The organism is Aureimonas endophytica (assembly GCF_014642635.1).
Lineage (GTDB): Bacteria > Pseudomonadota > Alphaproteobacteria > Rhizobiales > Rhizobiaceae > Plantimonas > Plantimonas endophytica.
In genome coordinates this window covers 110,244-123,893 of the sequence record NZ_BMIQ01000003.1, presented here as the reverse complement: position 1 = coordinate 123,893, position 13,650 = coordinate 110,244, and the positions used below count along the sequence as shown (strand labels likewise).

The following is a 13,650-nucleotide window of genomic DNA, read 5'->3' as shown; positions in this document are numbered from 1 at the left end:
GCGATTACCGTCCCGCGACTGAATGCCGTTATGAGGTCCGCTCATGGATACGGGGCGCCGCGACGCGAACGGCGGTGCCCCAACCGTGCGTCGGGCGGCGTCGGGCCGGGCCGCTCGGGCGGTCGCCGCCTCGCCACCGACCGCCATCGAGGCCGTCATCCGGGGCGGCCGTATCCCGGCTTCTTGTAGAGCCCGTCGAGGGACGGCTCGATCTCCGGCACGTAGACCGCGTCGTTCCATTCGGCCATCGGGACGTCCTGGATGGCAACGGAGACGGCGTCCTCGTCGCACCCGACCGTCGAGGTCACCGCCTCCACGATCCGGCGCGTTAGTTCCCGCTTCTGCTCCTCCGAGCGCCCGGTCGCGAGCTTCACGTTCACGTGTGGCATCTGTCGTTCCCTTCCGTTCGCCGCGGCTAGCGGGCGCCGTACTGTTCGTCGGTCACGTGCTCCAGCCAGTCGACGACCTTCCCGTCCTTGTGCTCCTGGATGGCGACGTGGGTCATGGCGACAGTCGGGGAGGCGCCGTGCCAGTGCCTCTCGCCCGGCTCGAACCAGACGACGTCGCCCGGACGGATCTCCTCGACGGGGCCGCCCTCGCGCTGCACGAGCCCGAGCCCCGACGTGACGACCAGCGTCTGTCCGAGCGGATGGGTGTGCCATGCCGTCCGGGCCCCCGGCTCAAAGGTCACCGCGGAGGCCGCGCCCCGGCGCGCGTCGTTCGCGGCGAAGAGCGGGTCGATCCTGACCGTGCCCGTGAACCATTCCGCCGGACCCCTGCCGGAGGGATTTGAGCCGTTCCTGGTGATGTCCATGAGTGTGTCCTTTCTCGTGCGGCGCGCGCCGCCGCAACTCGTTCCATGTATGGTCCCGCGCACCCGCGGTCAGGGAGCGGAGCGCTCATGGGACACATGAGGCGGCTTGATAAATCCGCAGGCCAAGCCCGTCTCCTCGCAAGCCCTGGCGTCACCCGTCGACGGGCGCGGGATCGATCCGTACGGCGGCCGAGCGCGCGCGTTCGGACACCATCGAGTCGAGGTACGGGTTGCCCCGGTATTCCCCGCGGTAGGCCGCGTCGAGGCGGTCCGCGGTTTCTACGTCCGCCGGCCCGAACGCGACATCGAAGGTGGATCCGGCGACCGACGCGCGCCCGGCCCGCTGTCGGAGCGCGGCCCCGTATCAGCGCGAGGCGGTGCCGTTGCAGGCATGTGCGTAGAGGTTGCCGTCGAGGACGACGGCCCATATCCGGTTCGGCATGCCGTGGGTGAACCCGTCGTCGCGCAGGGGCGCGACGTGCAGGTCGTCGGCGGGGACGATCCTCCGGACCTCCCCTTCGGTCCAGTTTCTCATGTTCGTCTCCGTCGGTGGGCGGCCCGATCGGCCGCGGGCATGCACTTGGACGGTCCGCGCGTTGCCGTTGGGTGCCGAAACCTGCATGGTGCCATGAGCGGAGGTCATGAATGCTGCGAGAGAACGTCAACAGCCTCCTCTACTTCCTGGCCGTCGCCCGCGAGCGGAGCTTCACGCGTGCCGCCGCCCAGCTCGGGGTGTCGCAATCCGCCCTGAGCCACACCGTGCGCCAACTCGAGGAGAGGATGGGCGTCCGGCTCCTCATCAGGACGACCCGCAGCGTCAATCCGACCCCTGCCGGGGAACGGTTGGTCGCGAGCCTCGAACCCCGGTTCAGGGAGATCGAGGAGGAGTTGGCCGGTGTCGCTGCGCTCGGCGACCGCCCGGCCGGCACCGTACGCATCACTGCCGAGGATTATGCCATCGACACCGTCATCTGGCCGAGGCTGTCCGACGTCCTGCGCGACCATCCGGCGATCGAGATCCAGATCATCACCGACTACGGCCTGACCGACATCGCGTCCGAGCGGTTCGACGCCGGCGTCCGCCTCGGCGAGACGGTGGCCGACGGCATGGTGGCGACGCGGATCGGACCCGACTTCGCCTTCGCCACAGTGTGTTCGCCGGGTTACCTTGAGGGGCGCGAGCCTCCGGTCGTGCCGCAAGACCTCACGGCTCACGACTGCATCAACCTTTGGCTTCCCACCCACGGCGGGAACTACGTCTGGGAGTTCGAGCGAGGCAACCGGGAACTGCGCGTGCGCGTCGAGGGACGCGCGACCTTCAACGGGGTCCGCCAGATCCTGGCCGCCGCGCTCGACGGATACGGGTTTGCCTACATGCCCCTCGAGCTCGCCAAGCCGGAAATGGACGCGGGGCGGCTGGTCCGGGTCCTCGAGGACTGGTGTCCGAAATGGTCGGGGTACCACATGTACTACCCGAGCCGGCGCCAGCCGACCGCGGCCTTCCAGGTCGTGCTGGACGCTCTGCGCTACCGCGGCTGAGGAGTTGGCGCTCGCCGTCAGCCCCCGCGCTTGGCAAGGACGTCCTTCACGACCGGCACCGCCGACATGACGTTCGGCCACCCGCCGTAGAACGCGAGCTGGGTGAGCGTCTCGGACACCTCCTCGCGGGTCAGCCCGTTGTCCATGGCGCGGTTCAGGTGGAACGTCACCTGCGCCGACTGGCCGGACACGACGAGGGCGGACAGGGTGACGAGGCTGCGGTCGCGCGGGGCGAGGCCGGGCCTGCGCCAGACGTCGTCGAAGAGCATGTCGGTGTAGTCGACGACCCCTTGCGACACGGGACCGACGTTCTCGCTGACCGAGCGGTGGCGGGCCGCCTCTGCGGCCTCGTCCTGCGGCAGGGGCTCGGGCGACGCCGCCGGGAGTTGCTCCGCCTCGACGCCCCGTTCCGCGAAGACGTCGCGGGCGGCCGCCACAGCGGACACCGCGTTCGGGAAGCCGGAGTACCAGGCGAGATGCGCGATGATCTCGGACAGTTCGGCGGGGGTGACGCCGCTGTCGAGCGCCCTGCCGAAGTAGAAGGGCATCTCCGTCGCCTGGTTTCGGGCAACCAACGCGGCGACGGTGACGACGCTGCGGTCGCGGGCGGACATGCCGGGCCGCGACCACACCTCGCCCAGCAGGGTCCCCCGGAGGTGCCTCGCGAGGACCGGGGAAACGGCCTCGACGTCGGCGGCGGTGACGGACGGCGCGACGCGGGCGCGCCGTTCCTCCTGGGCAAGGGCCGGGGCGAGCCCGGCGACGGACATCGAGAGCGCGGCGGCGAGAAGATTCATGGGACGGTCCTTTTGCGCGGTTCGCGTGTCCCTCCCAGATGGATCCTTCCGACGCGCGGATTAGGCTGCGCGGGGCCATAGGACCCATGAGTCCTGTCGATCGATCGCACCGTCGATCCGGGGAGGGGGGACGGACGGGACTTGGCGATCGGTCCTGCCGGGCCTAGATGCCGGACGCTCCCGCCGATGCCGGGCCGGCGGCCGGCCGACCCCGCGGGATGCCCTCCGCGAGGACATGCGATGACCAAGCATTCGGTACCGCCGGGCATGTCCCGCGGGATGACGTTCCTGTTCGCGTTGGCCGGCGGCTCCGCAGTCGGCAACCTCTACTGGGCGCAGCCGCTGCTCGCCGAGATCGCCGCTTCCCTGGGCGTCTCCCTGGCGGCAGCCGGGGCGCTCATCACGGCGACGCAGGTCGGCTACGCCTGCGGCGTGCTCCTGCTGGTGCCCCTGGGCGACGCCCTCGACCGTCGGCGCCTGATCCCGGCGATGCTGGCGCTGTCGGCGCTCGCGCTCCTCGCATGCGCCGCGGCACCGGGCTATTGACTGCTGGTCTCCGGCCTCCTCGCCACCGGGGCGACGGCCGTGTCCGGGCAGTTGCTCCTCCCCCTGGCAGGCGACCTCTCGCGTGACGACCAGCGCGGCCGGGTGGTGGGCTCGATCGCCTCCGGCATCCTCGTCGGCATCCTCCTGTCGCGCACGGTCAGCGGCTTCGTCGCGGAGCATTTCGGGTGGCGGGCCATCTACGTCCTGGCGTCGGCCGCCACGGCGATCCTCGCGGTCGTCGTGGCCGCGAAGCTCCCCCGGGACACGGAGCGGCACGGGGGTATGTCGTACCCGAGGCTGCTCGCCTCCATCGTCACGACCGTGACCGCGCACCGGGCCATCGGGGTCACGCTGTTCATCGGGGCGTGCTCCTTCGGCGTGTTCACGATGTTCTGGACGGGGCTGACCTTCCTGCTCAGATCCCCGCCCTTCTCCTACTCGCTCGCGCGCATCGGCCTCGTCGGCCTCGTCGGCCTGGCAGGCGCCCTCGCGGCGAGGCAGGCGGGCAGGCTGCACGACCTCGGCTGGTCCTCGCGGGCGACCGGGGCCGCGCTCGTCCTGGCCCTCGCTTCGCTCGCGCTGGCGGCCGCGGGCGCGAGGTCGATCGTGCTGCTGCTGGCGGCGGTGCTGCTGGTCGACGTCGCCATCCAAGGGATCGCCATCCTCAACCAGACGCGCCTTTTCTCCCTGGCCGCGCAGGCCCGGAGCCGGGTGAACACCGCCTATGTCGTCTGCAACTTCACCGGCGGCGCGATCGGCTCGCTGCTGGCGGGCACGTTGTGGGACATCGCGGGATGGCATGCCCTCGTCGGCGGACAGGTAGCCGTCGTAGTGTCCGCCCTATCCGCGTGGACCCTCAACCGTGCGACCCTTGCGTCGGCCGACGTTCGGCGGCGTTGACGCCACGCGGCCGGGTGCCGACGGAGACTTGTGAGAAGCGCTCATGTCTCCATTCGCGTCGGGCGGGGTAATCCTCCGTCGGCGCGGCGCCATCTAAGCTCGCAAACCCTTCAACGATCGATGCGCCGGGCGGGGCGGCACGGGACGCGGCGCCCCGCGCGCTCCAGGAGCGGCCAGCCGCCGGGAGCCCGCTGGGCGTCCCCAAACAACGGAGTCGATGGCCATGAAGTTCGACACGCCCGCCGGCATGAATCCCATCGACCGAATGACCGTCGTCGGCAGGCCCGTCGACCGCTACGAGGGCAGGCTGAAGACGACGGGAACGGCGACGTACGCGCACGAGCAGCGCGACGTCGGACCCGATGCCGCTTACGGATACATCCTCGGAGCCGCCGTCGCGAAGGGCCGGATCGCCTCGATCGACACGCGCGAGGCGGAACGCGCGCCGGGCGTCGTCGCCGTCGTCACCCACCGCAACGCGGGCCGGCTGGGGACGGGCGAGTTCTACGTCCAGCGCATGCTCGCCGCTCCCGATGTCGACCACTACCACCAGCCGGTCGCCGTCGTGGTGGCGGAAACCTTCGAGCAGGCCCGCGCCGCGTCCGCGCTCGTCCGCGTGGAGTACACCCGGTTCGCGGGACGCTTCGATCTCGAGGCCGCCGTTGGCAACGCGCCGGTCGCGCCGCAGATGCCGTTCGGCGGCCCCACCGAAACCGAGGTCGGCGACTTCGAGGCCGCCTTCCGGGACGCGGAGTTCTTCGTCGACGAGACCTACTCGGTCCCCGACCAGGCCCACGCCATGATGGAGCCGCACGCCACGATCGCCCGCTGGGACGGCGACCGGCTGACCTGCTGGACGTCGATACAACAGATGAACTGGGGAACGCGCGACCTCGCCGCGATCCTCGGCATCCCGCGCGAGAACGTGCGGCTGTTCTCCCCCTTCATCGGCGGCGGCTTCGGGGGCAAGGGTACGGTGCAGGCCGACCTCGCGCTCGCCGCTGTTGCCGCGCGTGCCGCCCGCCGTCCGGTGAAGCTCGCGCTCCAGCGCGCCCTCATGTTCAACGCGACGATCCACCGCCCCAAGACCATCCAGCGCGTCCGCCTCGCGGCGTCCCGCGACGGGATGTTGACCGCGGTCGGCCACGAGAGCTGGTCCGGCAACCTCGACGGCGGACGGACCGAGCCGACCACGCTGTCGACCCGCGCGCTGTACGCCGGCCCCAACCGGATGACCCGCGTCCATCTCGCGACGCTCGACCTCGCCGAGGGCAACGCGATGCGTGCCCCCGGCGAGGCGCCGGGCCTGATGGCGCTCGAGGTCGCCATGGACGAGCTGGCGGAGAAGCTGGGAATCGATCCGATCGAGTTCCGCGTCCTCAACGACACCCAGGTCGATCCGGAGAACCCCGGGCGCCCGTTCTCGTCGCGTCCCTTCGTCCGCGCGTTGCGCCTCGGCGCCGAGCGGTTCGGCTGGGACACGCGCGTCGCCACGCCGGGGCGCGTGCGGGACGGCGACTGGTTCGTCGGTATGGGAATGGCGGGGGCGATCCGCGCCGCGCCGATCGCCAAGGCCGGCGCACGCGTCCACCTCGGGCGCGACGGCATGCTGACGGTCGAGGCCGACATGACCGACATCGGCACGGGCTCCTACACGATCATGCAGCAGACGGCGGCCGAGATGATGGGCGTGCCCCTCGAGCGTGTCGTGGTCAGGCTCGGGGACTCCTCGTTCCCGCAGACCCCCGGCTCGGGCGGCCAGCAGGGCGCCCCTTCGGTGACGGCGGGCGTCTACGCGGCGTGCATGGCGCTGCGCGACGAGGTCGCCCGCCGCCTCGGCTTCAACGCATCGGATGCCGAGTTCGCGGACGGCATGGTGCGGTCGGGCAACCGTAGCCTGCCGCTGGCGGCCGCGGCGGAGGGCGGCGACGTCGTCGTCGAGGACGCGATCGAGTTCGGCGACCTTTCCAAGCGCTTCGCCATCCAGACGTTCGGCGCCCACTTCGCCGAGGTCGGCGTCCACGCCTGGACCGGGGAGATCCGCGTCCGGCGGATGCTGGCAGCCTGCGCGGCCGGTCGCATCCTCAACCCGAAGCTCGCGCGCAGCCAGGTCATCGGCGGCATGACGATGGGGATCGGCGCGGCCCTCATGGAGGAGATGGCCGTCGACAAGCGCGTCGGCTTCTTCGTCAACCACGACCTCGCCGGCTACGAGGTGCCGGTCCACGCGGACGTGCCGCACCTCGAGGTCCTGTTCGTCGACGAGCTGGATCCGGTGATCTCCCCGGTGAAGGCTAAGGGCATCGGCGAGCTCGGGCTGACCGGAGTGGCACCCGCCGTCGCCAACGCCGTCCACAACGCGACGGGCGTACGCGTCCGCCACTACCCGATCACGCTCGACAAGCTCATTGCGGAGATGCCGGAGGTGGCCTGACGTCAGCGGCGGGGTTGGGCTCCGACGCTTGCTCTCTCACGGAGCCGTGCGCAACGTGATGCGGGTGATCTCGGGCGGCTTGCCGAGGCGCAGGGCGAAGCCCGGCCACAGGCCGGTGCCGTTGCTGAGGTAGAGCGTCATGTCGCCGACGCGGTAGGCGCCCGACGCGAACCCGTTGTTGGCGCGGGCGACGAAGAAACCCAGTCCGCGGATCATGCCGCCATGGGTGTGGCCGGAAAGTTGGAGATGCGCATGCGGGGCCCGCTCCGGGGCGTTGCGGGGTTGGTGTTCGAGGAGGATCACGGGCGCGCCCGCCGGGGCGCCCGCCAGGGCCGCGTTGAGGTCGGGGCCGTCGTGCCCGTTCGCGGGCGCCCGCAGGTCGGCAAGGCCGGCCAGGACGAGTTCCGCGCCGTCGCGACGCAGGACCGTGTGGCGGTTGGTGAGACCCTGAAGGCCGAGCTCGCCGAAGCGGGTCATCCACTCGTCGTAGCCGAAGTAGTACTCGTGATTGCCGGGGATCATCCAGACGCCGTCCGGGGCGCGGAGGTCGGCAAGCGGCTCGACGTCGGCGCGGCGCGCCTCGACCGAGCCATCGATGAGGTCGCCCGTCACCACGATCAGATTGGCGTCGAGGGCGTTGGCGCGCTCCACGACTGCGCGTGCCCAATCTGCCTGGAACAGGCGGCTGAGGTGCAGATCGGTTAGCTGCACGAGTCGGTAGCCGTCGAACGCGGGCGGCAGGTCCTTGATCGCGACTTCCACGTCCTTCGCTTCGGGCACCCGCGTCGCCTGGTGGACGGCGACCGCGGCAAGAACCGTTGCGGTCAGGGCCGCCGCGTACCGCGCCCTCGTCGAGACGATCGCGGCGGGCCGGCGGAAGGGAAGCGTCGCGAGGCCGACGACGTCGAGCGCGATCTGGAGGATCGCGAGGAACAGGATGGTGCCGAAGGCCCAGTTGAAGGCGACCACCACCCCCTGTGGAAACTCGGGTGAGTAGACGGAGCCCGACGACAGGCGGTTCCAGAGGTGGAACTGGGAGGCGAAGAGCAGGAGGGCTCCGGCGGCAAGCTTCGACCGGGTCGACCAGGGAAGCGGCAGGAGGAACCGTGCCAGCACGTAGAGGCACGGGACCGAGAAGTTCAGGTGGAACATGCGGCCCTCGGATTCGAGAAGACGTCAAGCGGCCCGCAGATCCAAGGCGCGCTGCCGGCATGCCGTTCCGTGAGCACCCGGCGGTCAGGGCGCAGTGATCCCCGCAGCGGCCCGCGCGCCGTCCCTGCGGAACGCGTCGGGCGTAATGCCTTCGTCGCGGCTGCCGACCGAGTCAAATTCGCTCACGAACAGGAGCGAGGGCGGATGCTTGCGCGCCTCCTCGAAAGCCGAGCGCATTGCCTTCAGCATGTCTCCTAGGTGGCCCTTAGCGCCGATCGTCGACCGTCTGCTTCGCGACCGCGACATCCTGGTGACTGGAGCTGGACAGATCGCTCGCGTCACCGGGGCGGTTCAGAGTTGCGGAACGGCCGCTTTCGGGAAAGCTCCGAAAGCCGCGGAACGACGATGAGGGGTCGACAACGGAACGGCAGCTTTTCGGACATTACGTCCAAAAGCCGACCTTCTCCTTTCGGCCCGATCCGGAACGCGTCTTGAACAGCCGGGGAGGGTGGAAAGCTTCCAGTCCGCTTTAGGCTGCGGTCAAGCCGAAGCGGACATGCTCTACGGCTTCAGGCAGAGGCATTTGCCCTGCCGTTGATCGAGCGTGCTGAACAAAGGCGGCCCGCGACACTCTGATTCTTGAATGTGAGAACTGTACCAAGCATAGGTCGTGCGAGATCAATCGTCCGCGAGCGATCGAGATGCGATCCCGGATATCTGAAAATGAGACGCGACGAACCTTCGTACAGTCCGGCCCGCGATCGGCAGATCATCCAGAGCATCACCGAATTCGCGATCATCGCCACGGACCGGGAAGGCATCGTCACCGACTGGAACGCGGGCGCCGAGCAAATCCTTGGATGGTCGGCTTGGGAAATGGTTGGACGCACGGCCGAACTGTTCTTTACGCCCGAGGATCGCGAGAGCGGACGGGCATTCAAGGAGATGGCGATTGCGCTGGAAACGGGGCGCGCCCTTGACGAGCGCTGGCACCTGAAGCGCGACGGCAGTCCCTTCTGGGCCAGCGGCGAGATGATGCCGCTGCTTGATGAAGAGGATCGGCACACGGGCTTCGTGAAGGTCCTTCGCGACCGGACCGAGCAGACGGTGGCGCAACGGGCGCGCCGCGACGACCAAGAGCAACTCGAGGCAATCTTTTCGCAATCGCCGTCCTTCATGGCGCTCCTGCGCGGGCCCGAGCATCGGTTCGAACGGGTGAACCCTGGCTACTCGAAACTCGTCGGCGGACGCGACGTTGTGGGACGGACAGTTGCAGAAGCCTTGCCCGAGGCGGCGGCCCAAGGGTTCGTCGATCTCCTGGACGACGTCTACCGGCGGGGTCTGGCACACCACGCGACGGATACGCCGATCACCCTCCAAGCTGGCCCCAATGCCCCCGCCAAGCATCTTTATCTCGACTTCGTCTACCAGCCGATCCGGGACGCGGACGGATTGGTCGTTGGCATATTCGTCGAGGGCGTCGACGTCACCGAACGCATCTTCGGCGCCCGCCGCTTGCGGGAAACCGAAGACAGGTATCGAGCTTTGGCCGAGAACGTCGACGTCGGCATGTGCGTCGTCGAGATGAAGTTCGATGAGACGGGCAAGTCGATCGACTACCGTATCGTCGACGGCAACCCAGCCTACGAGCGGCACACTGGGCTCTATGGCTCGGTGGGCAAGTGGGTCACCGAGGTCGCGCCCGGCCTCGAACCGCACTGGTTCGACACTTACGGCCACGTAGCTCTGAGCGGTGAACCCGCCCGTTTCGAGCTGGGGGCGACGGGGCTCGGCAACCGGATGTTCGAGGTCGAGGCCCACCGCGTCGGCGTCCCGGACCGTCACCACGTCGCGATCCTCTTCACGGACGTGACGGATCGCCGTCGGGTCGCAGCAGACCTAGCCGACAGCGAGCGCAAGTGGCGCAGCCTGTTCGAGCGACTTCAGGAAGGCTTCATCCTCGGTAAGGTGGTCCGCGACGCAGAGGGTCGGGTAACCGACTGGCGATACGAAGAGGTGAACCAGGCCTGGGGCGACCTCGTCGGGATATCCCCAAAGTCCGCTGCAGGGCGCACGATCCGCGAGGTCTTCCCCGGTATCGAGGACGAATGGGTCAACGAGTTCGCGGTCGTCGTCGACAGTGGCGAGACGATCCGCTTCACGCGGCAGGTCGGCAGCCTCGGTCGTTGGTACGATGGTGTTTGCCAGCCGATCGGCGACGATCGTTTCACAGTTCTGTTCCTCGAGGTCACGGACCGGGTCCGAGCAGAGGCGCGCCGTGAGGCCATGGCCGACCTCTCGCAGGCCCTGTCGGCCATGACCGCGCCCGACGAGATGTCGGCCGCAGCAGCTCGCATCATCGGTCAAGCTCTTGGCGTTGGCAGGGTCGGCTACGGCACGGTGGGGACTGACGGCGAGGCCTTCACCGTGCCCAACGACTGGACCGCTGAGGGCTACCCGACGCTTGCCGGAACCTACCGGATGGACGACTATGGCGGCTATGCCGAGGACCTGCGGCAGGGCCGGACCGTCGTCATTCCCGACATCCGTCTGGACCCCCGCACGGCATCCGATACAGCGCCTCTCGAAAGCGTCTCGGTCCGTCGCCTCATCAATCTGCCGATAGTTGAGAACGGGCGAACGGTCGCCGTCCTCTACGTGAACGACGACGAGCCGGGAGAGTGGCTGCCGGAAGAGGTCGCCTTCGTTGCTGATGCCGCAGGGCGGACACGCACGGCGATCCAACGCCGCCGTGCCGAGGAGGAGTTGCGCGAGAATGAGGCCTTCATGCGCAGCGTGCTGGCCTCGTCGAGCGACTGCATCAAGGTGCTCGATCTCGACGCCAACATCGTCTTCATGAGCGAGGGCGGGCAGCGGGTGATGGACGTCTCAGACTTCAACGCCATCGCCGGCTGTCCTTGGCCGGACTTCTGGCAGGGTGAGGGCAATGTAGCGGCAAAGGAGGCCATCGCCTCGGCCCTGGCCGGCAAGCCCGCAGCGTTCCAAGGGTACGCCGACACGATGAAGGGCACGCGCCGCTACTGGGACGTCCAGGTCTCGCCGATCTGCGGAGTGGACGGCAGACCCGAACGCATCCTGTCGGTCTCGCGGGACATCTCGGAGCTCAAGGCGTCTGAAGAAGCGCGTGCGGTCCTCAACCAGGAGCTTTCGCATCGCATGAAAAACCTGCTTGCAATGGTTCAGGCGATCACGGCCCAGACGATGCGGCAAGCCCGCTCGCTGGAGGAGGCCAATGAGGCGGTCTTCACGCGCATCTCGGCGTTGGCTCGGACACAGGACATCCTGACGCGGTCGAACTTCGAGGAGGCCGACATCGGCGAGGTCGTCAATGCGGCGATCGGCCCGCACCAGACTAAGGATCACCGCATCGAGGCCGACGGGCCGCGCCTGGGGCTCACCGCGCAGCAGGCGCTTGGTCTCAGCCTCGCGATCCACGAACTCGCTACCAATGCGGCAAAGTATGGCGCGCTCTCTAACGAGACCGGTCGTGTCGCCATGTCGTGGGGGCTCGTTGACGGTGCGTTCGAGTTCCGCTGGATCGAAACCGGCGGCCCCGCCGTTACGCCGCCGACACGCCGTGGGTTCGGATCGAAGCTGATTGAGCGCATCGTCGCCAGCTACTTCGACGGTGCGGGTCACATCGACTTCGATCCCGCAGGCATCCGCTTCACCCTGACCGGGGCGCCCGCTCGTCCTGCATGCCTCGCCTGAGAGACCGACCGCAGACCATGGGCCAGTCCTTCGATCCCAAGCGTTACGCAGTCCTCGTCGTCGAGGATGACGCCCTTGTGCGCGCCGAAGCCGTTGACCTTTGCCAGGACGCTGGCTTCACGACCTATGAGGCGCGCAACGCTGACCAGGCCATTCGCATGCTGGAGCGTCACTCCGACATCCGGGTCCTGTTCACCGACGTCGAGATGCCGGGGACAATGGACGGGCTGAAGCTCGCCCGCGCTGTTCGCGATCGCTGGCCGCCGGTCTCCATCATCATCACCTCCGGTCGCCTCAAGGTCGGCAAGGACGACATGCCGGAGAACGGCCTGTTTTTTGCCAAGCCCTATCCCCCGAATGGAATCATCGCGGCACTCAACGACATCGCCGCGCAGGTCCATTCGTAACCCAGCTACGGATTGAGCACATTGGAGTGGAATGTCCGCTAATGGGCTTCCGTATCCATCGCGTGTTCGGCGAACTTGGGTCGTATGCCGCCGGCCCCAACTGGCGCTGGCGGCTTCTTTGGTCATGAGCAACGATGGTTCAGTTTCCGAACGCTTCCCTCAGCGCGGCGACCGCCATGTCCGTCGCCTCCTTCGCCTGCGGCACTACCGTCGCCATGCCGAAGAACTCGTGGGTCACACCAGCAAAGCTCTTCTGCTCGGTGGTGACGCCCGCCGCCTTCAACTTGTCGGCCAGCATCTCACCCTCCGAACGCAGCGGATCGATCTGCGCGTTGATAATTGTGGTCGGCGGTAGCCCAGCGAGATCGCTCCGGTTGACAAGATCGATGCGCGGGTCGGCGGCCTGATCCTTGCTCGCGAAGACGTTGGAGACGAACCACTCCATTGCCTTCTTCGACAAGGGCATCGCCTCGGCGTTCTCGACGTAGGACGGCGTCATCATGTCCTTGCCAGCGATGGGATAAACCAAGACCTCAGCTAGCGGTGCCGTCAGCTTCTGGTCGCGGGCCGTGATGGCGACGTTGGCCGCCAGGTTGCCGCCGGCACTTTCGCCGACAAGCGCGACCTTCTTCGCATCGCCGTTGAACGAGCCTGAGTTCTCGACGGCCCACTTGTAGGCTGCGTTGGCATCGTCATGGGCGGCTGGGAACTTGTGCTCCGGCGCGTGACGATAGTCGGCAGACACCACGATGGCCTTGGCGCCCGCTGCGATGCCTCGCGCCGATGCGTCATAAGTGTTGATGTCTGCGATCACCCAACCACCACCGTGGAAATAAACGACGATCGGGAACGGGCCCGAGCCTTCGGGAGTGTAGATCCGGATCGGGATCTCGCCAGCCGCACCCGGGATCATCATGTCCTTAGTCTTTACGGCCTTGACGGCGGCGTCGGGCTGAATGCCCTTTTCCTTCATGACCGCCATCGCGGCGTCGGCCGGGGTCGGACCCTTGCGCGTTTCCTCGACGGACTGCGTGCCGATTGGCTTCGCGCCGAGTTCCTTCAGCTTATCGAGGACCGCCTTCATCTCGGGGGCGGGCTGCGCCATCGCGGGGTTTGCGATTTCAGTTGCAGGCGCCGGTGTAGGGGTGGCGGTTTGAGCAAAGGCTGCGGTCGACATGATGGTCGCGGCAGCAAGCGCTGCGACGAGCGGAGACATGATCTTCATGGAAATTCCTTTGAAGGAGAGATCGATGAAGTCATGGACGGCAACTTATGTTCCGGCCCAAGGGGTTTCTTCAGCTGCACGTGATGCCGCAGAGCGAATGTTTT

12 protein-coding genes and 1 pseudogene are annotated in these 13,650 nt (G+C 68.0%); 6 read left to right on the top strand and 7 right to left on the bottom strand.

Going from position 1 to position 13,650, the window contains the following annotated elements; genetic code table 11:
* Window positions 1–155: 155 nt before the first annotated feature.
* From IEY14_RS10750 to IEY14_RS10740, 3 genes and pseudogenes are all read right to left on the bottom strand, one after another.
* A complete protein-coding gene (locus IEY14_RS10750; RefSeq protein ID WP_280515044.1) occupies window positions 156–458 on the bottom strand; it encodes a tautomerase family protein in 303 nt (100 codons plus the stop codon).
* Complete coding sequence (locus IEY14_RS10745) at window positions 416–814, bottom strand: (R)-mandelonitrile lyase (RefSeq protein WP_188908304.1); 399 nt, start codon at window positions 812–814, stop codon at window positions 416–418. The genes IEY14_RS10750 and IEY14_RS10745 overlap by 43 nt, the downstream gene beginning before the upstream one ends.
* A gap of 151 nt (window positions 815–965) precedes the next feature.
* A pseudogene (locus tag IEY14_RS10740) lies at window positions 966–1,349 on the bottom strand (DUF2255 family protein).
* Window positions 1,350–1,459: 110 nt separating this feature from the next.
* On the opposite strand from IEY14_RS10740, the gene IEY14_RS10735 reads away from it, so the two are divergent.
* Window positions 1,460–2,353: a LysR family transcriptional regulator gene (locus IEY14_RS10735; RefSeq protein WP_188908302.1), complete on the top strand. Its 894-nt coding sequence runs from the start codon at window positions 1,460–1,462 to the stop codon at window positions 2,351–2,353.
* A gap of 17 nt (window positions 2,354–2,370) precedes the next feature.
* On the opposite strand, the gene IEY14_RS10730 is transcribed toward IEY14_RS10735, so the two are convergent.
* Window positions 2,371–3,150, bottom strand: coding sequence for a carboxymuconolactone decarboxylase family protein (locus IEY14_RS10730; protein ID WP_188908299.1), 780 nt, complete (start codon window positions 3,148–3,150; stop codon window positions 2,371–2,373).
* Between the two features lie 240 nt (window positions 3,151–3,390).
* Between IEY14_RS10730 and IEY14_RS25875 the strand changes: the two genes are divergently transcribed.
* The 3 genes from IEY14_RS25875 to paoC all read left to right on the top strand — a co-directional run bounded on the left by IEY14_RS25875 (window position 3,391) and on the right by paoC (window position 7,030).
* The gene (locus tag IEY14_RS25875) at window positions 3,391–3,696 is read left to right on the top strand and encodes a hypothetical protein (RefSeq protein ID WP_244639440.1); all 306 of its coding nucleotides are present in this window, start codon (window positions 3,391–3,393) and stop codon (window positions 3,694–3,696) included.
* Entirely contained in the window at window positions 3,697–4,596 is a 900-nt protein-coding gene (locus IEY14_RS10725; protein WP_308422033.1) for an MFS transporter, read from the top strand.
* 223 nt (window positions 4,597–4,819) lie between these two features.
* Window positions 4,820–7,030 (top strand): aldehyde oxidoreductase molybdenum-binding subunit PaoC, encoded by a 2,211-nt coding sequence (paoC, locus tag IEY14_RS10720; RefSeq protein WP_188908297.1) that lies wholly within the window; start codon window positions 4,820–4,822, stop codon window positions 7,028–7,030.
* Window positions 7,031–7,066: 36 nt separating this feature from the next.
* On the opposite strand, the gene IEY14_RS10715 is transcribed toward paoC, so the two are convergent.
* Both IEY14_RS10715 and IEY14_RS26290 read right to left on the bottom strand, forming a co-directional pair.
* Window positions 7,067–8,182 (bottom strand): metallophosphoesterase, encoded by a 1,116-nt coding sequence (locus tag IEY14_RS10715; RefSeq protein ID WP_188908295.1) that lies wholly within the window; start codon window positions 8,180–8,182, stop codon window positions 7,067–7,069.
* An 84-nt stretch (window positions 8,183–8,266) separates the two neighbouring features.
* Window positions 8,267–8,524, bottom strand: coding sequence for an AAA family ATPase (locus tag IEY14_RS26290; protein ID WP_373288962.1), 258 nt, complete (start codon window positions 8,522–8,524; stop codon window positions 8,267–8,269).
* Between the two features lie 381 nt (window positions 8,525–8,905).
* On the opposite strand from IEY14_RS26290, the gene IEY14_RS10705 reads away from it, so the two are divergent.
* Window positions 8,906–11,914, top strand: coding sequence for a PAS domain-containing sensor histidine kinase (locus IEY14_RS10705; protein ID WP_188908293.1), 3,009 nt, complete (start codon window positions 8,906–8,908; stop codon window positions 11,912–11,914).
* A gap of 17 nt (window positions 11,915–11,931) precedes the next feature.
* Entirely contained in the window at window positions 11,932–12,321 is a 390-nt protein-coding gene (locus IEY14_RS10700; RefSeq protein WP_188908291.1) for a response regulator, read from the top strand.
* A 139-nt stretch (window positions 12,322–12,460) separates the two neighbouring features.
* Here the strand turns inward: IEY14_RS10700 and IEY14_RS10695 are convergent, their stop codons facing one another.
* Window positions 12,461–13,546, bottom strand: a complete 1,086-nt coding sequence (locus IEY14_RS10695) for an alpha/beta hydrolase (RefSeq protein WP_188908289.1) — start codon at window positions 13,544–13,546, stop codon at window positions 12,461–12,463.
* Window positions 13,547–13,650: the final 104 nt, after the last annotated feature.

Coding starts and splice junctions, on each gene's coding strand:
- paoC (WP_188908297.1), top strand. CDS start 4,820: ATGAAGTTCGACACGCCCGCCGGCATGAATCCCATCGACCGAATGACC.
- IEY14_RS25875 (WP_244639440.1), top strand. CDS start 3,391: ATGACCAAGCATTCGGTACCGCCGGGCATGTCCCGCGGGATGACGTTC.
- IEY14_RS10735 (WP_188908302.1), top strand. CDS start 1,460: ATGCTGCGAGAGAACGTCAACAGCCTCCTCTACTTCCTGGCCGTCGCC.
- IEY14_RS10745 (WP_188908304.1), bottom strand. CDS start 814: ATGGACATCACCAGGAACGGCTCAAATCCCTCCGGCAGGGGTCCGGCG.
- IEY14_RS10730 (WP_188908299.1), bottom strand. CDS start 3,150: ATGAATCTTCTCGCCGCCGCGCTCTCGATGTCCGTCGCCGGGCTCGCC.
- IEY14_RS10695 (WP_188908289.1), bottom strand. CDS start 13,546: ATGAAGATCATGTCTCCGCTCGTCGCAGCGCTTGCTGCCGCGACCATC.
- IEY14_RS10705 (WP_188908293.1), top strand. CDS start 8,906: ATGAGACGCGACGAACCTTCGTACAGTCCGGCCCGCGATCGGCAGATC.
- IEY14_RS10715 (WP_188908295.1), bottom strand. CDS start 8,182: ATGTTCCACCTGAACTTCTCGGTCCCGTGCCTCTACGTGCTGGCACGG.
- IEY14_RS10700 (WP_188908291.1), top strand. CDS start 11,932: ATGGGCCAGTCCTTCGATCCCAAGCGTTACGCAGTCCTCGTCGTCGAG.